This is a genomic window from Propionicimonas sp. (assembly GCF_049840635.1).
Lineage (GTDB): Bacteria > Actinomycetota > Actinomycetes > Propionibacteriales > Propionibacteriaceae > Propionicimonas.
This window is the reverse complement of sequence record NZ_JASGKL010000004.1, coordinates 159,908-180,285: the sequence shown is the minus strand read 5'-3', so window position 1 is coordinate 180,285 and position 20,378 is coordinate 159,908. Positions and strand designations below refer to the sequence as shown.

At 70.2% G+C, this 20,378-nt stretch carries 16 protein-coding genes, 2 tRNA genes and 1 pseudogene; 11 read left to right on the top strand and 8 right to left on the bottom strand.

All coding sequences use genetic code 11. The features are described from left to right. Positions 1-129 precede the first annotated feature (129 nt). From QM779_RS01070 to QM779_RS01060, 3 genes are all read left to right on the top strand, one after another. Positions 130-2,031: an HtaA domain-containing protein gene (locus QM779_RS01070; protein WP_428530368.1), complete on the top strand. Its 1,902-nt coding sequence runs from the start codon at positions 130-132 to the stop codon at positions 2,029-2,031. Between the two features lie 179 nt (positions 2,032-2,210). Beyond that, positions 2,211-2,336, top strand: a complete 126-nt coding sequence (locus QM779_RS01065) for a hypothetical protein (protein ID WP_428530366.1) — start codon at positions 2,211-2,213, stop codon at positions 2,334-2,336. A 39-nt stretch (positions 2,337-2,375) separates the two neighbouring features. Then, positions 2,376-2,600 carry a hypothetical protein gene (locus QM779_RS01060; RefSeq protein WP_428530364.1) on the top strand — a complete coding sequence of 75 codons (225 nt, stop codon included), beginning with the start codon at positions 2,376-2,378 and terminating at the stop codon, positions 2,598-2,600. 58 nt (positions 2,601-2,658) lie between these two features. Here QM779_RS01060 and QM779_RS01055 read toward each other — a convergent pair whose 3' ends face one another. Next, positions 2,659-4,029, bottom strand: coding sequence for a glycoside-pentoside-hexuronide (GPH):cation symporter (locus QM779_RS01055; protein WP_428530362.1), 1,371 nt, complete (start codon positions 4,027-4,029; stop codon positions 2,659-2,661). Positions 4,030-4,102: 73 nt separating this feature from the next. Here QM779_RS01055 and QM779_RS01050 point away from each other — a divergent pair, with 73 nt between their 5' ends. Both QM779_RS01050 and QM779_RS01045 read left to right on the top strand, forming a co-directional pair. Next, the gene (locus QM779_RS01050) at positions 4,103-4,930 is read left to right on the top strand and encodes a serine hydrolase (protein ID WP_428530360.1); all 828 of its coding nucleotides are present in this window, start codon (positions 4,103-4,105) and stop codon (positions 4,928-4,930) included. After that, positions 4,918-6,018 carry a dipeptide epimerase gene (locus tag QM779_RS01045; RefSeq protein WP_428530358.1) on the top strand — a complete coding sequence of 367 codons (1,101 nt, stop codon included), beginning with the start codon at positions 4,918-4,920 and terminating at the stop codon, positions 6,016-6,018. The genes QM779_RS01050 and QM779_RS01045 overlap by 13 nt, the downstream gene beginning before the upstream one ends. A gap of 16 nt (positions 6,019-6,034) precedes the next feature. Here the strand turns inward: QM779_RS01045 and QM779_RS01040 are convergent, their stop codons facing one another. Then, positions 6,035-6,787 (bottom strand): HNH endonuclease family protein, encoded by a 753-nt coding sequence (locus QM779_RS01040; RefSeq protein WP_428530356.1) that lies wholly within the window; start codon positions 6,785-6,787, stop codon positions 6,035-6,037. Positions 6,788-6,852: 65 nt separating this feature from the next. Then, the gene (locus QM779_RS01035; RefSeq protein WP_428530354.1) at positions 6,853-7,740 is read right to left on the bottom strand and encodes an SDR family oxidoreductase; all 888 of its coding nucleotides are present in this window, start codon (positions 7,738-7,740) and stop codon (positions 6,853-6,855) included. 75 nt (positions 7,741-7,815) lie between these two features. Between QM779_RS01035 and QM779_RS01030 the strand changes: the two genes are divergently transcribed. Next, positions 7,816-8,409 carry a TetR/AcrR family transcriptional regulator gene (locus QM779_RS01030; RefSeq protein WP_428530352.1) on the top strand — a complete coding sequence of 198 codons (594 nt, stop codon included), beginning with the start codon at positions 7,816-7,818 and terminating at the stop codon, positions 8,407-8,409. 43 nt (positions 8,410-8,452) lie between these two features. On the opposite strand, the gene QM779_RS01025 is transcribed toward QM779_RS01030, so the two are convergent. Further along, positions 8,453-8,525: transfer RNA gene (locus tag QM779_RS01025), tRNA-Arg, on the bottom strand. A 60-nt stretch (positions 8,526-8,585) separates the two neighbouring features. On the opposite strand from QM779_RS01025, the gene QM779_RS01020 reads away from it, so the two are divergent. The 3 genes from QM779_RS01020 (at position 8,586) to QM779_RS01010 (ending at position 9,943) form a co-directional block, all read left to right on the top strand. Beyond that, complete coding sequence (locus tag QM779_RS01020; protein WP_428530350.1) at positions 8,586-9,128, top strand: mycothiol transferase; 543 nt, start codon at positions 8,586-8,588, stop codon at positions 9,126-9,128. A 90-nt stretch (positions 9,129-9,218) separates the two neighbouring features. After that, entirely contained in the window at positions 9,219-9,815 is a 597-nt protein-coding gene (orn, locus tag QM779_RS01015) for an oligoribonuclease (RefSeq protein WP_428533015.1), read from the top strand. A 52-nt stretch (positions 9,816-9,867) separates the two neighbouring features. Beyond that, positions 9,868-9,943: transfer RNA gene (locus tag QM779_RS01010), tRNA-His, on the top strand. 188 nt (positions 9,944-10,131) lie between these two features. Here the strand turns inward: QM779_RS01010 and QM779_RS01005 are convergent. The 4 genes and pseudogenes from QM779_RS01005 to QM779_RS00990 form a co-directional block, all read right to left on the bottom strand. Then, on the bottom strand, positions 10,132-10,962 hold the full coding sequence (locus tag QM779_RS01005) for a nucleotidyl transferase AbiEii/AbiGii toxin family protein (protein WP_428530348.1): 831 nt from the start codon (positions 10,960-10,962) through the stop codon (positions 10,132-10,134). After that, positions 10,959-11,501: a type IV toxin-antitoxin system AbiEi family antitoxin domain-containing protein gene (locus tag QM779_RS01000; RefSeq protein ID WP_428530346.1), complete on the bottom strand. Its 543-nt coding sequence runs from the start codon at positions 11,499-11,501 to the stop codon at positions 10,959-10,961. Before QM779_RS01000 ends, QM779_RS01005 begins: the two co-directional genes overlap by 4 nt. A 2,174-nt stretch (positions 11,502-13,675) precedes the next feature. After that, a pseudogene (gene mobF, locus QM779_RS00995) lies at positions 13,676-15,484 on the bottom strand (MobF family relaxase); the annotation flags it as partial. A gap of 382 nt (positions 15,485-15,866) precedes the next feature. After that, on the bottom strand, positions 15,867-16,454 hold the full coding sequence (locus tag QM779_RS00990; RefSeq protein ID WP_428530344.1) for a transglutaminase-like domain-containing protein: 588 nt from the start codon (positions 16,452-16,454) through the stop codon (positions 15,867-15,869). A gap of 38 nt (positions 16,455-16,492) precedes the next feature. Here QM779_RS00990 and QM779_RS00985 point away from each other — a divergent pair, with 38 nt between their 5' ends. Continuing rightward, positions 16,493-17,875 (top strand): SWIM zinc finger family protein, encoded by a 1,383-nt coding sequence (locus QM779_RS00985; protein WP_428530342.1) that lies wholly within the window; start codon positions 16,493-16,495, stop codon positions 17,873-17,875. Beyond that, positions 17,872-20,310, top strand: coding sequence for a hypothetical protein (locus tag QM779_RS00980; protein WP_428530340.1), 2,439 nt, complete (start codon positions 17,872-17,874; stop codon positions 20,308-20,310). The genes QM779_RS00985 and QM779_RS00980 overlap by 4 nt, the downstream gene beginning before the upstream one ends. Positions 20,311-20,378: the final 68 nt, after the last annotated feature.

Genomic DNA, 20,378 nt, shown 5'->3' with positions numbered 1-20,378 from the left:
AAACCCCCCCCTGAACGCCGCGTCCACAGACCGGAACGATGGTTTAGGTTAGCCTCACCTAACCGATTTAGGGTATTCGACACTGTCCAAAATGACCGACCCGTGGTCACTCATCCTGGAGGGGAACCCATGTCCATCGCTGAACCCACACCGAGGGGCGGACGCCGCCTGCTCGGCCTGGGGCTCGCCGCGGCCCTCGCCGCCGGCTCGCTCGTCCTCGCCGCACCGGAAGCCCGGGCCGCAGACGACACGACGCCCACGACCACGATCCTTTCGGGGAGCATCTCGTGGGGGCTCAAGGCATCGTTCCGCGGCTACCTGACCGGCTTCGCCGCAGGCTCGGTCACCGCGGCCGATCCGGCCACCGACGACGGCACCCAGACAACCTTCCCCGTCGACGGCGGCAGCTGGGGCACGACGACCGGCTCCGCCACCGGTGAGGGTGCCGTCACCTTCACCGGCCACGCCGGCGTCCTGAACCTGACGATCTCGGATCCGGAGGTCACCCTCGACGCCGAGGGCGCCGAACTCGTGGTGGACGCCACGGACAGCGATGGGAACACCTACACCGACCTGGCTATCGCCACGCTGGACCTGACGTCCGCGCTGACCAGGAGCGGCGCGACCGTCACGATCAGCGACGCCCCGGCCACGCTCACCGAGGCCGGCTCTGCAGTGTTCACCTACAGCGGTCACCCGATGTACGCCGCCGGCACCGTCCTCGACGCCGTCGACGCCACCCTCACCGTCGCCCAGACCTCGATCACGGTCTCGAAGGTCAGCGTCGGCACGGACGAGACCGCCACCGTCACCGTCACCGGCTCGGGCTTCTTCCCGGGCGACTCGATCGCGGCCCGTCCGCCGCTGGCGGGGAAGTCGAGCGGCTTGTACGTCGCCTTCGGCAAGTTCGCCGACGCGTGGGCGCCCTCTGCCGGCGCCACGTCGGCCACCCGCAAGAACTCCTCGGTCAGGTGGGCGGTGCTGGCCGCCGACATGGCCACCATCGGCGGCCCGGCGGCCGGCGCCGTCGAGCTGAAGGCGGACGGGACGTTCACCGCCGAGCTCACCGTGAGCAAGGCCGAGATCGACGCCGTCGCCACCGACCCGAGCCTCGTGAACTACGGCGTCTACACCTACCCCGGCGGCGGCGCGGTGAAGGCGGGCTGGGAGCACTACACGCCGATCACGTTCTACGACCGCTCGGTCAGCAAGCTGTCGCTGAGCGCACCCTCGGTGACCTTCGGCAGGACCGCCAAGGTCTCGGTCGGCGTCAGCCCGTCCTCGGCCACCGGCACGGTCGTGCTGTCCGGTGCGGGTGACGACCTCACCGCCACCCTGAAGAAGGGCAAGGCGACGTTCACCGTCCCGGCCGGGCTCCCCGCGGGCAAGAACGTGCTCACCGTCGCCTACTCCGGTGACGACGTGCGGGCGAGCGTGTCGAAGACCGTCACCCTGACGGTGAAGAAGGCGTCCACGTCCACCACGCTGAAGACGAGGACGACCGCCTACGGCACGGCGCCGGTGGTCACGGTGAAGGTGAGCAAGTCGGCGTCGGGCCAGGTGAAGCTCACTGGTGCCGGCGCCGCCATCACCGCGGACGTCGTCGACGGCCTGGCCACGGTCACGCTGCCGGCCGACCTCAAGCCGGGCAAGCGGACGCTGAAGGCGACCTACGTCCCGGACGCCAACCACACCGGCTCCTCCGACAAGGCGACCCTGACCGTGAAGAAGGCCGCGGCCAAGCTCGCGGCCGTGGTCGACACGGTGCCGACCCCGGCCGCGGCCGGTCAGGCCACCGTGACCCTCAGCGGCGCCGAGGGCGCGACCGTCCCCACGGGGAAGGTCACGCTGCGGGTCAGCAAGGGCTCGAAGTCGTACACGGTCACCGGCAAGCTGGTCGACGGCGCGGCGGTGCTCGCCGTCCGCAAGCTCCCCGTCGGCACGTGGAAGGCCGCCGTGAAGTACACCGGTGACGCGCGTTACGCGTCCGCCGGCTACTCCAGCGTCGGCACCGTGGTGGTCACCGCCTGACCTGCCCGCCCCTTCGCAGAGTGCTCCGAAGGCGTCGCGCTCGACGCTTTCGGGGCATTCTGCGCGTCCGCGCCCGGCCCGCGACACGCTTAGCATCGCTAGGGATGCTTGATTGGCATCCCTAGCGATGCTAAGCTCGCCAAGGTCAGGACAACTCCAGCATGAGAGGGGAGGCAGACATGGCTATGGCAATCGGCGCGATCAAGGGGTTCTTCCACTTGTTCACCGCGGACTGGGTTCTTCAGGAGGATGTGACGAGTCACGTCGTCACCGTCCTCGACGTCCTCGAGCAGAGGCGTCCATAAGCCCGAGCCCGTTCACCGGGAGACAGTAGGGTGCGGTCTGTGTACTTGACGACGTCGCAGGCCGCCGCCGCCGCCGGCCTCCCGAAAGAGCAGTTCCGCTCGGCGATGTCCAAGGAGCGCAAGAACGGCAAGGAGTTCCATGCCCCGCGCGACGAGTGGGCCGACGGCCGCACCCCGCTGTGGGACGAGACGAAGGTGCTCGCCTGGGCGAAGGACCGCAAGAAGCGCAAGAAGCGCAAGAAGGAAGACCACAAGGGCGACTGACGCCCGAAGGAACCGTTCCCGGCACGATGGGGACGGTTCCTGTCGTTCCACGGGGGAGCTACTGGAGCTGGCCGCGGGCCTTCAGGTCGGCGACGATCCGGGCGTAGAAGTCCTCGTCGATGCGGTACTTCGCCCGGTAGATCAGGTAGCCGACCAGCACCAGGATCGGCGGCACCACCAACATCCCGACCTTGATCGTGAGCAGCCCGGACGCGGACGTGTCCGCCGGCCGGTCGGGGTTCACGCCCGCGATCACGATCGCCACCGCGACGATCTGCGTGGACAGCGCGGCGCCGACCTTGTTGATGAACGGCTGCAGCGCGAACGTGACCGCCCCGTTGCGGCGGCCCAGCTTCCACTGGCCGTACTCGATCGTGTCGGTGAGGAACACCAGCATCAGCAGCGTGATGAATGCGTCCCCGATGAACAGCAGCAGTCCCGAGACCGCGATGAAGGCGATGTGGGTCGGGGCGAAAAAGAAGATGACGTAGCCGACCAGGATCAGCACCGTCGCCATCGTGTACAGCCACCGCCGCGAGAACCTCTTCGAGAGCGCGGGGAAGACCGCGAAGCCCAGCAACTGGCTGGCCACCAGCACCGCGGCGAACGGCGAGTACATCCCCTCGTCCCCGTACACGTACTTGAAGTAGTAGGTGCCGAACGTGGTCGTGGTCAGGTAGCCGGTCATGAACAGCACCATCGCAATCGCCGTCCACAACAGCTGGTCGTTGCCGAACACCACCTTGGCGAGCTCACGGACGCTCGTGCGCTCCTGCTCGACCACGAACCCCGGCTCCCGCACGCCGAACAGCGTCACCGACTGGCTGGCCAGCATGATCACCACCAGCGCGGCAGCGAAGACGGTCCACGCCCGCACCGTACCGAAGGTACCGGCCAGCGCTTCCGTCACGGGGATCACGGCGACCACCACGACGAACAGCCCGATCGTGGCGAAGATCTTCGACACCGCCCCGAACCGCTCGCGCTGCGTCTGGTCGAGCGTGAGGGCGGGCAGCAGCGACCAGTACGGGATGTCGTTCGCCGTCCACGACAGGCTCCAGAACAGGTAGATCAGCGCGAACCCGACGACAAACCAGCCCCCGCTCAGGCCGAGGTCGGCGAACAGCAGGACGGTGAACAGTGCGGACGCGACCACGCCGCCGGCGATCCACGGCTTGTAGTGGCCCCACCGCGAACGGGTGTTGTCGACCACCGCGCCCATCACGATGTCGGCGACCGCATCGAACAGTCGCGCGGCCAGGATCAGCGAACTCGCCCACAGGAACTCGGCGGTGGGTGGCCGCAGCACGTCGCTGAGGAAGTAGACCAGGTAGATGCTGACCAGCGTGTAGACCATGTCGCGGCCGGTCGTGCCGACGCCGAACGTCCACAGGTTGCGCCGGTCGATCGCCGGGCCGGATCCGGGCATCCCCGCCTCATCTCGCTGGTCCTGCGCCGGACGCTACCGCAGCGGGACGGCCACGGTGAGTACGTTGTCTGACGTGTCCGCCGACCTGACCACGGAAGTCCTCAACGCGTGGGACGCTGCACTGGCCGGGGTGGACGCCGAGGCCTCGCTCCTGCTGCGCAACGGCGCCGGTGTCGTGGCGCAGCGGCGTCCGGACGCCCCCCACTACGCGGCCAGCACGGTGAAGCTCGCCGTCCTCTGCGCGCTCCTCTCCCGAGGGGTCGACGAGGGCTCGACGCTCCGCGTCCACGACACCTTCGAGAGCGCGGCGGGGGGCTCGTTCACGCTGCGTCAGTCCGACGACCAGGACGACGCGACGTGGGCGCGGCTGGGGTCCGAGGTCGCCGTCGGCGAGCTCGCGGAGCGGATGATCACCGTTTCCAGCAACATCGCGATGGACCTGCTCGTCGAGCGGATCGGTCTCGCCGCGGTGCGGGACTTCCTCGACCGGGTCGGGCTCGGCCGCGCGATCCTCTTGCGCCGGCTGATCGGGGACGCGTCCGCCGAGGCGGCACGGACGACCAACACCGTCACCGCCGCCGGACTGGCGGCATTGATGGCCGGGTTGGCGGACGCGTCCGTCCTGCCCCGCCCGCAGGCCGACCACGCGCTGGCGATCCTGGGCCGGCAGCAGCACCGGGGCATGATCCCCGCCGGCCTGCCGGAGAGCACGGCCAGCGCGAGCAAGGGCGGCTGGGTGCCTGGCGTGAACCACGACGTGGCGTTCGTCCGGCCGGACGCGGCGCCGCCCTACGTCCTCGCTGTCTGCACGACCCACCACCTCGACCACGAGCAGGGTCAGGCGCTGGTCGCCCGGCTCAGCCGCACCACCTGGGAGCACTGGATGACATGGCACGCCTGACCGGAGTCACGACCACGCGACTCGTGAGAGACCTGCACACCCCGTTCGTGACCGCGCTGCGCCGCACCACGCAGGTGGTGAGTGTCGCGGTCCGGGTCACCGACGCGGAGGGACGCGCCGGCCACGGCGAGGCGCCGCAGGTCTGGCGGGTGACCGGGGAGTCGCTGGAGGGCATCGAGGCGTGCGTGCGGGGGCCGCTGTCGGACGCGCTGGTCGGTGTCGACCCGGCTTCTGCCGACCTCGCCGGCCTGGGAGCGCTGCTCGAGCGCACGGTCGTCGGCAACGGCGGCGCCAGGGCCGCCTGCGAGATGGCCGTCCTCGACCTGCTCGCGCAGGGTGAGGGACGGACGCTGGCCGGCCTCCTCGGCGGGGCGGCGGACGCGGTGGCGACCGACGTCACCATCGCCGCCGACGGTGGCGCGTGGACGCCGCAGACCCTGGCTGCAGCGGGCTTCGACCGGGTGAAGATCAAGGTGGGCGTGGAGGCGGCCGACGTCGAGCGGGTGGTCCGGATCCACGAGGCGGCCCCCGGCGTTCCGCTGCGACTGGACGCCAACCAGGCCTGGGACCTCGACCGGGCCTCGGAGGTCGTCGAGGGCCTGCGCGCCGCCGGCGTCCCGCTGGAGTTCCTCGAGCAGCCGCTGCCCGCGTGGGACGTCGCGGGGCACGCCGAACTGCGCCGCCGCTTCGACGTCCCGATCGTGCTCGACGAGTCGGTGTTCACCATCCACGACCTGCGCAGGGCGATCGACGCCCAGGCTGCCGACATCGTGAACATCAAGCTGGCCAAGTGCGGCGGCCCCGTCGCCGGGCTCGCGATCGGGCGCGAGGCGCAGGCCGCCGGTCTCGGCGTGATGGTCGGTTCGATGATGGAGTCCGAACTCGGCGTGTCCGCCGCGGCGGCCCTCGCCGCCACGCTGGCCCCGGACCGCGTGCACGACCTTGACGCCGCGTGGTGGTCGATCGCCAGGGAGGACGATGCCTCCCCCTATCGCGGCGGGCGGTTCCACCTCGCCGACTCCCCCGGCCTGCTCCACGCCGCGTCCCGGGTCCTCGCCTCGTCAACGGTCCCTGGGGAGCGGGCGTGAGGGGCGAGCGACCGCGTCACGAGGGGCCGCAGGTGTCCAGCATCGCTGCGAGTGCCTCCTTCTCGGTCGCGTCCGTCGGCAGCGAGTAGGCCGCCTTCACCGTCACGTACCGGACGGCGTAGCCGCACCGGGCTCCACGCACCGGCTGCCACTCCGACGCGTCCGAGCCGCCCTTGGCCTGGTTGGCCGCCCCGCCGGCCGCGACGAGGTTGCGCAGGTCGTTGGCGAACGCCAGCCGCCGCTCGTCCGTCCAGGTGGACGCGCCGTAGCGCCAGGCGACGCTGAGCGCGACGACGTGGTCGATCTGGACCGACTGCGCCTGCTTCTGGTCCTTGGCGTCGGTGAGGACGATCGTCGCCCCGGTGTAGGGGTCGACCCACGTCCCGGCCAGCACGTCGTGGTCACAGCTCCCCTGCTGCCCCACCCGGTACGGCGCGGACGCGACGCGGTCGCGCAGGAGCACGTCGTCACGCTGGTTGCAGCCGTTGCCGTCGGTGTCGGTCCAGGCGTCGCCGAAGGCGGCCCTGCGGTAGTCCGTCGACAGCGCGGGACGGGGCCCGACGACCAGCCCGTCCAGTTGCGTCCGTGCCGTCGTGACCTCGGCGGCGGAGCTGGTCAGCAGCGTGTTCCCCGCCGGCTGCGCGCTCTGGTCCGCACCGGCGCCGGTACCCGCTGCGGGCGGCCACCCCCGCATGACCAGCACTCCGAGCACCACGAGCACCAGCGCGAGGACGAGGTACAGCAGACGGCGGTGGCGGGTCCGCCGCATCCGTGGAGGTCTGAGCTTGTACATGATCAGTGCTCATGCTGCCAGCGCCCACGGACATCCGCAGTTCAGGACGTGTACGCGCCGGCGGCGAGGTCCTCGGCCAGGGTGGCGTGGGTGGGCTCCCAGCCGAAGCGCTGCCGGGTGAGGTCGGCCGAGGCCGGCAGGTCCATCGCGAAGAAGGCACCCAGCCAGCCGAAGTGCTCCCGCACGTGATCGGGCTCGACCGGGGCCACCGGCAGGTCGAGGGCTGCCCCGATGGCCTCGGCGATCTGGCGCGTGGTCACGACCTCCGCGACGGCGTGGACGGCCGTGCCCGCGGGCGCCGCGTCCAGCGCGAGCGCGACGAGGCGACCGGCGTCCAGCCGGTTCACCGCCGTCCAGCGATTGGCCCCGTCCCCCGGGTAGCCGGAGAAGCCGTGGTCGCGGGCAGCCTGGACGAGGATCGCCATGAAGCCGTGGTCGTGCGGGCCGTGCACGGTCGGGGCGAACCGGGCCGCGATGCTGCGCACCCCGCGGGCGGCGTAGTCCATGGCCAGGGCCTCGGTGCCACCGCGCGGGGCGTCCGGGCCGCTGGTGGGGTTGGCGTCGAGCTCGGTGAGCGTCCGCCCCACCGGGATCGCGGTGCCGGAGGCGAGCAGAAACGGCTTGCCCGTGCCCTCCAGGGCGGTGACGAAGGTCTGCACGGCCGCGCGCTCGGCGCGGTTGGTGCCGGCCTGGTCGGACCAGTCGTGCTTGTTGGCGAGGTGGACGACGGCGTCCGCGGCGAGGGCCTGTTCGCGCAGCACGTCCAGCTGGTCGAGGTCACCGGCGACCGGCTCGACCCCCGCGTCCCGCAGGGCCGCGGCAGAGCGGTCGGACCGGGCGATGCCCCGCACGGCGTGACCTGCGGCGATGAGTTCGGGGACGACCGCCGAGCCGATCCAGCCCGATGCCCCGGTCATGAAGACGTCCATCGTTCCTCCTGATGTCAGAATCTGACATCAGAATACCCGCGACGTCAGGTTCTGTCATCACCTAGGATACGACCCATGGTTCGATGGCAGCCGGGCGCGACGGAGCGGCTGAGCGTTGCCGCGCTCGAGCTGTTCGAGGAGCACGGCTACGACCAGACCACGGTCGCGGAGATCGCGGAGCGCGCGGGGGTCACCGAGCGCACCTTCTACCGGCACTTCCCCGACAAGCGGGAGGTGCTCTTCGCCGGCTCCGGGCAGCTGGCGGACCGGGTCTCGGCCGCGGTGGCCGCCGAACCGGAGGGCGCACGACCGTCCCTGCTGGTGGACGCAGCCCTGGCCGGCCTCGCCGCGTCGTTCCCGGACGAGCGGCGGTCGTACGCGCGCCGGCGGCAGGCCCGACTGGACGCCGAACCGGCGCTCCGCGAGCGCGAACTGCTGAAGCTCGCCACGCTGAAGGCCACGCTGGTCGAGGCGCTGGTCGCGCGAGGGGCGTCCGACCCGGCCGCGACGATGACGGCGGAGGCGGCGCTCAGCGTGTTCCACGTCGCGTTCCTGCGCTGGATCGGCGAGGGCGAGCAGCGCGGTATGGCCGAGCTGCAGAGGGAGGCACTCGGCGAACTCCGCGCGGCGCTGGGCGGTGCGAACCCGGGCGCTGACGCTGGTCGCTGATCGCCCCACAGCACTCGCCCGCGCGCATAACCCGTAGTCAGCGCGCCCCCGGCAGGACTCGAACCTGCGCACGACAGATTAGAAGGCTGTTGCTCTATCCACTGAGCTACGGGGGCCGACGCCCCACGATGGTATCGCTCTGGTCGATGTCGGCGGCGCGGGGCAGGATGGACGCCATGCAGACAATCGACCTCGTGCGCGACTCGCTCGGCCGCGTGCACGAACTCATCCCCGCGATCCTCGACGGCCTCACCGGCGACGACCTGTTGTGGCGTGCCGACGCCGAGGCCAACCCGATCGGCTGGCTGGTGTGGCACCTCACGCGGGTCGAGGACGACCACCTCGCACACCTGGGTGGGGTCGAGCAGGCGTGGACGGCGGACGGCTGGTACGCCCGGTTCGGGCTTCCGTACCTCAAGCACGCGCACGGGTTCCGGATGACGCCGGTGGAGGTGGGGGCCTTCAACGTCACCCAGACCAGCCTGTTGAACGGGTACGCCGCCGCGACGTGGGAACAGACCCAGGCCGTCCTGGCCTCGCTCGGCGAGGACCGGCTCGACGAGGTCGTGGACGAGCGCTACACACCGCCGGTGACGGTCGGCGTCCGGCTCGTCTCGGTGATGGTGGAGACCGCCCAGCACATCGGCCAGGCCGGCTACGTCCGTGGCCTGCGGGAGCGCTCGCGGGGCATCAACTCCGGGTGGGCGGGGACGGCGTGAGGCCCGCGTCGTCAGAATGTGGTCAGCAGGTTTACCTAACAAAGTAAAGTGACGCCCGTGAACGAACACCTCGTCTGGGTCGACTGCGAGATGACCGGGCTCGACCTGAAGTCGGACGCCCTCATCGAGGTCGCCGCCCTGGTCACCGACTCAGAGCTGAACGTGCTGGGCGACGGCGCGGAGGTCGTCATCAAGCCCTCGGCAGAGGCGCTCGCGCAGATGGGCGAGTTCGTCCGGACGATGCACGAGAACTCCGGCCTGTTGCCGCTGCTCGAGGACGGCCTGACCATGGCCGACGCGGAGCAGCAGGTCCTCGACTACATTCGCGAGCACGTCCCGGAATCGCGTCGCGCGCCGCTGGCCGGCAACACCATCGGCACCGACCGGGCCTTCCTCGCCCGCGACATGCCCACGCTGGAGGCCCACGTCCACTACCGCAACGTCGACGTGTCGTCGATCAAGGAACTGGCCCGGCGCTGGTACCCGCGCACCTACTACAACACCCCCGCGAAGAGCGGTAACCACCGCGCCCTGGCCGACATCCGCGAGTCGATCGAGGAGCTGCGGTACTACCGCGACGCCCTGTTCGTCCCCCCGCCCGGGCCCAACACCGAGACGCTCCGCGAGCTCGCCGTCCGCCACCAGGGCTCGCTCACCAGCGAGGCCCTCGCCGCCGACGAGGCCTGATTTCGTCCCTCCCGCGCCGAGCCGCTAAGCTGGTTCAGCCTCAGTGGCGATGGTGGGTATAGCTCAGTTGGTAGAGCACCTGGTTGTGGTCCAGGTGGTCGCGGGTTCGAGTCCCGTTACTCACCCCAGGTGAAACCCGTTCTGACTAGGCAAAATGGTCAGGGCGGGTTTTCTCGTGCAACATTCGTGCAACAACGGCTCCCCCCTGAGGGAGCCAACCGTGCCCGCACGTCCGCCGAGCGACCTCGGACGAGTGCCCTGCGGAGCTGCGGTGAGGGCCGCCAAGACGCCGAAATCGAGCACGGGATGGACGGCGTTATCTGCGCGCCGCATCGATGCGCTGGATGAACTCGTTGGCCCAGCCGACCGCCTCGTCGACGTCGGCGAGCACGTCCAGGCCGTCGGCAGCTTCTTCGTAGAGGGTGTCCCACTGGTTCCTGGTGACGATAGTCGGCGGCCATTCCTGCCGGTGTCGGTACTCGAACAAGAGCGTGCAGGTCGAGGCGACCTGGGCCAAGTCCAACTCCTCGCCGTGATCGAGGAGTTGGAGGTCGACCAGATCGCGCGCACGCTCGCTGCCATCCTCGGACGCGGCGTGGAGCTTCTGTGCGATCTGGTGATCGGCGCGCATCACGGGCACCGGTTCGGGCGCTGGAAGCCCGACTTCGGTGAACAGGCGGGCGAGATCGGGGGCAAGCTGGTACTCGGGTTCGTCGGCGTCGCCGAGTTCGTTGTGGCCGAGTTCGAAGGCGACCGTGCACCACGACCGACCCAGATAGTCGAGCCTCACGTCGAAGGGCTGCATCACGTAGGCGGTCGGCACACCAGCCGGGCGGGGCGCAGCCTTCTCGATCAGCCGTCCGGTGAACCCTACCCAGCCCGTCGTCAAGGACTCCTCGAAGTCGCTGCGGAACCGGGCCAGTGACTGCACCCTCGCGGCGTCCAGATCCCGGGTGAAGCGGGTTCCGCGGCCGTAGCGCAGCGCCATCGCACTCCCACCCTTTACTGCGCCTTCCGGGAGCAGCTGGCCCACAACGACCAGCGCCATCCCGACGCGGCGACGAAGCGCCAGACCGTCGTCACCTTCGAGGTTGCGGATGCGCTGCTCAAGCGAACGCACGCTCGCCGGAGGATCCGAGTAGCTCACGACTGAAGCTCCTTCCGCACCCGCTGCCACTCGGCCGTGGTGAGCAAACCCTCGGCGCGCGCCTGCCTCGCCGTCTCCAGGAGGCGTTCTGTCTCGATCCGTCCGCGGCACTCCAGGATCGCGTCGGCAATCGGCTGGGCAGGCAGGGCCTCGTAGTGGGTCGTCGGCAGGCCACCCGCCACCCGGGTCAGCTCGATGAAAGGGGGCAGCTTCGACCGGGCACGCCTGGGGATGGCGACCCTGATGCGCCTCGGATTGACGTCCGCCAGCCCTAGCAGAGCCAACACCGACTCGCCGTGCAGGTAGGCACCATCACCCGCTCGCAGCAGGGCCTCCGCGAACTGGTCGAGCGCCGTCACCGGAACGTCAGGCACCCGATACAAGCCGTACGCCACATTTTCCAGGCCCCCGCGAGCCGCGAGCTTGGGCAGCTCGACCGCGGGGACGCCCGCGATCACGGCATCCTTGGTGGTGACATACCCGTACCGATCGAGCGCGAGTTCCCGCACGATCTCCCGGTACTTCAACTTCGCGGCCATGCCACAACTATACCGAAAACGGTAGCGTTGTGACTCGTTCACTACCGTGGTCGAGTGAGGCCAGAGACCTGACGCCATCGAGGCGGACGACTCGTCCGAGAGGATCACCAGTCGAGGCTGAGGTCGGGTCCGGGTGGGCTGAGCCGTGGGGGTTCGCGATGGGGATCGATGCGCATCTGGGTGGCCGGCCGGGTGTGCTTGAGTTGGGCGTGTCGGGTCTCGGCGTTCTGATGGATGTGATCCCGGTCCGTCGCTCATGAGTGGGCGATCACCTATCATTGACAAGAACACCCCGGAACCGTCCCTGTAGCCCTCCAACGGAGAGCCGATCACACGGCCGGGGTTCTGCTTTGCCCACAAGCTTAGCCGCGTGCTGGCGTCCGTAGCTCAGCATCAGCCTTTCGGCAGGCGCCTCACCCGACGTCGTTCGACCCTCACCAGCCGGGGCTGAGGTCGGGTCCGGGTGGGCTGAGCCGTGGGGGTTCGCGATGGGGGTCGATGCGCATCTGGGTGGCCGGCCGGGGCTTGAGCTGGGCGTGTCGGGTCTCCGCGTCCTGCTCGATGGTGGTCCAGCGGCTGGAGAGGGCCTCGGCGCCGTCGTGCCAGTGGGGGTCGCTGGCGAGGCGGTCGGCTTGCTGGCCGAGCCAGCCGAGCAGTGGCCGTCGCATCCCCCACAGCCAGCGCTTGTCGCTGTCGTGCCAGACGAGGTCGTCGGGGTTGGTGGCGTCGGCGAGGGTGTGCCACTGGCTGGGCGTGAGGAGGTCGGCGAGTTGGCGCTCGTCGTTGACGAGGTCGATGATCGCCCGGGCCGGGTCGGCGGTCTCGCGGGGCTGGGGCTCGGCGAGCCAGGCATCCCGGAGTGCTTCGAGGTCGGCGCGACTGTAGGTCTGCTGGTACTCGACCCCGGGCAGGGGCATCATCTGGAGCTTGAGCTGGTGCCGGTCGTTCCGCAGCCAGCCGAGTTGGCCCTCGGCGATTCTGACCTCGTCGGCGATCCGGCGGGCGGCTTCCTGCTGGCGTTGGGCGCTCTGGGTGGCTTCGGCGTGACGCGCCCGCTGGCCGGTCTCGGCCTGCCGGGCGTCCCACAGCTTGTGGCGGGCGGCGGCGAGGTCACGCTCGCGGCCGCCGCGGTTGAACGGGTTCGCGTGCCGCGCCCGCTCCTCGGCGGCCTGTACGGCTTCCTGGGCTGCCCGGGTGGCCTGCTCAGCCTCCCGGACCCGCTCTGCAGCGCCGGCCACCCCCAGTGCTGCCTGCCGGGTGTTGTCGAGGGACGTGGCGAGCCTGCCGCGTAGCTGCTCCAGGCTCGTCTCCTGCCGGGCGGCTTCAAGCGCCCGCTTCTGCTGGAGTTCGTCGATGTAGGCCAGTGCCTTGTCGTACCGGTGGGGATCGCGAACCTCGTCGGGCCAGTCGGCGTCCCTGGAGATCTGCTCGGCAGCCTCGGCGACCGGGCCGCCGCCGATCGGCGGCACGTGACGGCTGGGCATGTCGATGAGGTCGCCCATGCGTTCCCGGTCGGCTTTCGCGGCCAGGTCGGCGGCTCGCCAGCCGGTGTCGGCACCCGGTTGAGTGAGGATGTCTTCGATCTGGCGGCGGGCGAGGTCGGGGTCGGCGTTTTCGGCGACGAGGGCGGTCTGGTTGGTGTAGCGGCCGCGGGTGGCACCGACATAGAAGCCGGGTCGGTCGGTGCCGTCATCGACCAGCTGGACGGCCTCGTTCACAGTGAGGCCTTGGGCGCCGTAGCCGGTGACCGCGTAGGCCAGCTGCACATGCTGACCGGCGGCCTGGGCGTCCAGGTGCACGGCCCGGGCACCGTCGAGGCTGACCAGACGCAGTCCCCCATCGGCGTCGACCGCACGCACGCGCCAGCGTTCCCGGTTCGCATACCGGGCCCCGTCGGTCCCGGCCGCGTTCGCCCGGGTGGCAACCACATCCCCAGCACTGATGGTTTCCGATTCCCACCGGCCCTGCAACGGCATGGTGGTGATCTGTCTGCCGCTCGTGATGGTTCCGGCCGCAAGGAGCTGGTCGCGGATCAGCCCGTTGAGCAGCTGGACTTGCTCGTTCGTCCCGGCGATCACCAGCCCGGTACCGGCGTGGGCACGCTGCGCCCAGCTGGCCGCGACGGTCGCGGCTCGTTCCGCCTGGGAGTTGTACACGTGGGTGTGTTCCATGACGGTCCGGGCGGTCTGCTCGGGATCAGCCCCGGTGCGCAGCGCGACACTGTGCGCGGCGTAAGCCTCGTCCCGATCGCCGTCGGGCAGCCGGAACCGGTGCACATCGTTCGCATCATCGAGCAGCCACACCCTGTTTGGGTCGGCAGCCTGCTTGGCGAGTTCCATGACGCCGCCGACACCGACCGCGCCGAACTGGAACGAGTCCCCTTGGACGCGCAGCTGCCAGCCGTGCCGGATCGCGGTCATCACCAACGCCCGGGCAGCGTCCTGGCTGACCATGCCCGCCTCATCCACCACCAGACGCCCACCGGTCGGCAGCGCATCGGCGGGGGCGTGCGGCTCGATCCACTCCCAGGCACCCACCGGGTTGTGGTCCCAGCCGTAGCGGAGCAGGAACCGGTCGATGGTCGACGCCTCCACCCCCGCCTGCCCGGCGGCCACGTTCGCCGCCGCCCCGGTCGGCGCGACCAGCACGACCCGCTGCCCGGCAGCCGCCGCCTCGGTGACGTGCTCGGCCAGACTGGTCGTCTTCCCCACCCCCGCCGCACCCTCCACCACCGACAACCGATCCTCCGCGGCGAGCACCGCCAGGCCGGTCCGCAGCTCGTTCTCCCGGGCGATCACACCCACCGAGGTGAACCACTTCACCGCCGCCGACGGCACCCCTGTGGCCACCCCCGGCAACAACTGCGACAGCGCCAACGCCCGGGCGGCCACGTCGGCGGCAGCCTCATCCACCGCTGCCGGATCACCCGTGACGAGTCCTTCCACGGCCAGGATCGCCGCGGCCTCCAGATCAGCCCGCGACCACGCCGACCGCTTCAACCCCTGCGACTCCACAATCTCCGCAGCCAGTGCGTCCCGGTCCAGCCGCGCCACGCTCACCCGGTCAGCGGCAGCGACCAGTACCGGGGTCGGAAGTGTGATGTGGTGTTCGGCGATCACCTCACCGATCCGGGCCGCCCACACGGCCAGCTCGTCGTCCAGCACACCGGCCTCGGCCTTGTAGGGCCGCTGCTGCTCCCAGGCCTGCACATCCCATAGCCGGGCCAGCCGGGCGGTGGGCTCCTGGCCGGGATGCTCGGCCCGCCACGCTGCTTCGATCCGGGCCAGGTTGCGTTCCAACTGTGCTGAGCGGCGGCTCATCGCCTCCACCACCGGCCGGAGCAAGCGGATCTGGCCGTGCTCGTCGAGCTGGTAGCCCAGCCCCTCGAGCACCGGACGCAGTTCGCGGAGTTGTTCGCGGTGGAAGATCGCCTGCACCGCGACGTTCAGATTCCGGGCCCCCAGACTGTCCAGGGCTCGCCACTTCCCCGCGGCCCACACCCGGGCCGAGATCTCCATGTGCCGGTGGAAATGCGGATCAGCGGCCCTTGACGAGAAGTGCTGCACCGAGGCGATCTCGATCCGCTCCACCGGCACCCGCACCACCCGGCCCGCCAGTTTCACCTGCACCGTGCCGTTCTCCCACAGATAGCGCAGCGCCTGACGTTCCGCGGCCACCTGGCCCCGCAGCAACGCCGCCCGAACGTCTGGGTCCAGGACGGCGAGGATGCTCCACTCCTTCGGCCCGTTCACCAAGAAATCGACTGCCGCCACATGCTGCGGCTCCACCGCCTGCGCCCACCGCGACTCGCCCGTGTCCGGATCCAGACCGGCCATGAACCGGGCGAACTGGTCGGCACCCAGCTCCCGTTCCACCAGCCGGCCGTCGGCGCCGATGCCCCGCCACGTCACCACCGCATGACCGTGCTCGGACAAGTACTCATCAGCCCGGGAATGGCCGCACGTCGACAGGTAGCGCACCATGTTCGCGGCCCCCGCCGCCCGCACGATTCCCATCCCTGTCATCGCCACACAGCCATGGTACATTGCGTGCGCTTCCAACAGAAAGACGGTTTCTGGAAAGAGCGACGATCTGGAGTCGTGGGGCGGGGGTACTTCAGAAGGGCGCGGTCGGTGAGTTCTGGTTCTGGTCCGGGGATTGGTCAAGGAGGGTTTGCAGAGTGGGCGCGTCCAGGGCCGAGCACGGCACCGAAGATCGCATCCCCGCCAGGAGATCGGTTCAGGCTCTGCCCCCACCGGCCGAACCTCCCTCATGCCGCGTCGGGCGTCTGGGGACGAGGCTGAGGCGAAGCCAGAGGTATCTCGTGCGGCGCGCCGATCCGTTGTCTCCGCCGCTGGCAGCCGCTTACCTGATGGAGTCGGGAAGGTTGGCCGTGAGGATGTCGTGGGTGTTGGTCAGGCAGCGCACCACGGCTGGAGCGGCGTCGGCGAGGAGCTGTGGGAGGTCCTGCTCGCCGAGTGAGGCATCGCAACGGAATGGTAGAGCTTCGTCGCCGAGGCTGAAGCGGGCGTGTAGCCCGGGCCGGTCTCCTCTCACATCGAGGCGGTGCCAAGCTCCGTCGAGATGAACGGCGATCAGACCGTGGAGTACGAGTCGGTCGTTGTTCTGCAGGAGCTGGAAGCACAGGCCGGTCGGGATCCCCGACAGCCGGAGCAAGGCTGCCGCTAGGTGGGACTTCGCGTAACACAGTCCGGTGGCTGCCGACAGGACCTCGCTGGCACGAAGCGTCACCACGTGGTCGCCCGCATCCGCGGAGTGTCGGATCTGGTCCCTCACGAAGAAGAACACCCGCCGCGTTACTTCCTCACGGTCGACTGCACCTTCCACGATGCCAGCATGGGCGTGTCGAACCGATGGGTCGTCGAGATCGATCACCTCAGTCCTCTGCAGGTACGCCTCGAGACTGTCTTCCTGTTGGAGGAGCGTCAGCACAACTCCACGCTATCGAGACCTGCCAGGAGCTGACCGCGGTGGTCTCGGAGGATTCGTCCGAATCTGGCGGCGGGCCGGGCTACAGTCCGGTCATGCGAACCTTTGCGGGTGCGTCCGCTGTGGATGGCGCAGACCTTAGTTTCGCGCTCGCTCCGGCGCTCACCCCGGACGGCGTGACGCTGGCGCCGAGTTTCTTTCATGGTTTCGCGACCCATCCGCAGGTACTGGCCCGCGGGCTGGTCACCTTGGCGGACGTCACAGCGACGCGGTACTTCAACTACGTGCCCAGTTCGCTGCGCGATCCGGTGCTCACCGCCCAGGGTGACCGCCTGCGCGCTGAGTGCTTCTCGGCGTGCAACGGCGTCTATGCCCGCCTCGACTTGCTGGGCGGTGGCTTCGACGGCGGCGAGATCGCGCACGGCACGACCAATGTCGACCTGGGGTTGGCGATGCGTCAGGCTTTGTCAGCGATGGGACACCACGAGTTGCTGCACCTGGACGTCGGTGTCGACGGGTTGCGCGCCTCGACACCGGACGCGACTGTGACTGAACGTCCGGTCGAGATGCCGGATCGGTGGGTGCGCGCTCTGGGGAACGTTGCCGAGCTGCATCACGGGCTGCCCGAGGCGTTCCGCGTTGCCGGGCCTGCTGCCCAGTCGTTCATCGCCGGTCTGCCGTCGGCCACCGGCAAGGCCTCCAGCGGTTGGCTGGCCCTGAAGGGGTCCGGGTTGCGGCTGGTGTCGCGGCGGGTGCCGGATGCGATCCGGCTGAACGGCCTGAACCGGCTCAGTGCGTTGAAGCGGGTGCTGACCCACGTCACCGGACTGGTCGTGTACTCCCACGGGGAAGGGCCAGTCGTGGTCAGCGTGGAGTTGCCCGACGCCCGGCTGAGCCTGGGACTGACCGATGAGGCGTGGCGCGGCTTCTCCGGGGAGGGCGCATTGTTGTCGGCGCTGGGCGACTCGTCCGCGGCCGAGGACGCGAACTTGGTCGGCGTCCTGCTCGCGTTCGACCCGGTAATCGACGTCGACCGGCTGGCCCGCGAGTCCGCGCTGCCGGCACAGCGGCTGCGGGCGGCGCTGGCGGTGCTGGCGAGTTCTGGCCGTGTCGGCTGGGACACCCACGACCAGGCCTGGTTCCATCGCGAGTTGCCCGACGACCCAGAACGCATCACCAGGGACAACCCGCGCCTCGTCGCCGCCACCGCACTGGTTGCCGCTGGCGCGGTGCATCCGGACGGCTCCGGCGGCTGGATGGTGCACTCCTCCGGCGAGGACCACGCCGTCGCCCTCGGAAACGACCCGGCCGACCCGACCCGCGGCGCGCGCTGCACCTGCCCCTGGTACCTGCGCCACGCCGGCGATCGTGGGCCGTGCAAGCACGTCCTCGCTGTCCGCCTCACGCAGCGGAGTCATCGGTGACGCTCAACCCCAAGCTGGCCGACGCGGTCGCGATCTTCACCGCACTCGGCTGGGCGGACGCCCCGCTGGACGCCTGCCCGACCCTCCCGCTGGGCACTGCCGAGCAGCAGCGCACGGCGCGGTCCGGGCTGTCCACCGGAGACTGGGGCGAGGAGCGGCAGCTCCGCGAGTACATCTGGCGCTGGGTCCCGGCGTTCGACGTCGACGCCGCGCGGCTGGCGCTGTTCGCGATCCGGGTCGGCGTCAGCGCCGCCCGCGCGCTCGCCCTGCTCTCCGCTCGCCCGATCCCCGCCGACGTGGTGGTTCGGGTGGTGAGCGGACGAGGCGACCGGTTCGTGTCCGCCTTCGTCGCCGGCGCCTGCCGGTCCGCATCACGGCTGTGGGGACTCGAAGCTGCGGTCGTAACCCTGGTCGCGACCGGCGACGAGCCGGTGCCAGCCAGCCGCGCCTACGTCCAGGCCTGGCTCGGGGTCATCGGCCAACCACTGGATCGGCGCTGGGCCCACCAGACGGCGATCGATCCACAGCGGCCGCCACGCCTGACAGAACACCTCCAGGCGGCAACCGAACTTGGCATGCTCAGCGACACTCGGGCAGCCGACATCGTCGCGACCGGCGTCGCCCGCGACTGGCTCGGACGCGCCCAGGCCGTCGAGCTCGGCTTCACCGCGATGGAACTCGCCCAGCGACCGTCCCAGCGGCAACGATGGAGCAGGGTCCTCATCGACGACCTCGCACTGAGCGACGTCGAGATCCTGGCCCACGCCAACGCCCTGGTCCCGGTACTGGCCGCAAGCGAACCGGTGGTGGTCGAGCGGTTCGCGCCAAGTCTGATCGCCGGCGTCCACGACGACGACCTGGTCGATGTCGGACTGGCCTGCTTGATGGTGTCCACCCTCAAGGCCCAGCGGACAGTGCTGGTCGCGCTCGGACGTCGGGAACCCCCCGACACCGAGGTGATCGCGACGCTTGGGCCGCGCCTGGTCGAACTCGCACGCAGCCGCGACCGCGTTGTGTCCCGCGCAGCTGCAGCCGTGCTCAAGGCCTGGCACCTCGAGCCGCCCCCCAGCGATGAGGTCGAGGTCGCCGGGCCGGAGTTCCGGGCGTGGTGGCGTCCGACGCCGCCGGTCTGGACGGTGCCGGAATTCAGCCACGGACCGGTCACTATCGAGGCGCTGACAGGGCTGGCCGGCGAGCTGGTCCGGACCACAACCCAGGTCGTCGACGTGACGGTCGAGGCCTTCCTCGCCGTGGCGAACGCACTCGCCCGCCACGACCCCGCCGACGTGCGCACAGCGCTGAGCGGGGTCGCCGTCTTCTACGCGGCGGGGCTGGAGTTCGCGTCCAGCTGGATCTCCGGCCGTCAACCGATCTGGGCGCTCGACAGCAACTTCCGGGTCCAGGAGTTGCTCGCCGCCCGGGAGTTCAGCGTGTACGCCCACCTCGGCGAGGTGCCCTGCCTGCTCAGCGAACCGTCCACGGTCGACCTTCGGGTGTCGTTGGCCGACCTGGTCGCCCGGCTCGACCAGTACGCCTGCGAAGGGGCCAGCGCCAGCGAGGCTGACCTGCTGCTGGCGCTGGCAAGGCTGAACCTCGACGATCTGACCGCGCTCACCGACCTGAACCGCGACGGGGTCCCCGTGGTGCTGCAGTCGGGCGAGGTGATGGCCCGTCCGACGGGGGTGGTGGTCGCGGACTATGTGGCCGACCCCCTCCTCGAGCCGCAAGCGGTACCCGACCGGCACCGCCGTCCCTCCGTGGTCGGACGGGTGACCTGGCCCGCCTCACTGGCCGACTTTCCGCGACGGATCAGCGACCGATACCCGCCAAACCCGGCCACTCTGCCGGGATGGGGCGACGGCGCCCTTCGGCAGCTGACCCATTCCGGTGAGGGCAGCCGCGACGCCGGACGCCTCGCCCGCCAGGTCGCCCGCCGAGCGTCCGCGCTACCCCCGGGTGGGGCGACCAACCTGCTCGGCGTCCTCCGCTCCCCACACCCCGCAGCCGCCGACGACGTGGTAGCAGCGGTGTCCGAAGCCTGGCAGCGCGGAATCCTGCGGCCCGGGGTCGCAGACGTCCGGCTCCTCGACTGGACCGGCGAACTCACCGGCCTCGCCTCCCTGGCCAGCTCCCTCACCGACGTGGCCGACCTCGGCGTGCTGTCGGTGATCTGGCCCGTACTGGACGACCTTCTCGCCGCCTCCCACCGAGACGTCCGCCTGGCAGCCGGAACGGCAGAAGTGGTCGAGGCCATGGTCACACTGCTGCCCGAGGTCCGCGAAGCCATCAACCGGGGAACAGCACCGCTCGACGCGCTGGCACTACCCGGAGTGCGCGCGCTCGCCAGCCGCGAGGGAAAGTCCCGGGCCGTAACCCTGGCACGAACACTGATCAGCCAGATTCCCGACCCAGGCGGGCCTCGTCCAACAAGGTGAGCGCCCCGCTCGCCCATCGGCGGCAATCGCAAGGCCACATCCACGTGGTCACAACACCAATCCGGTAT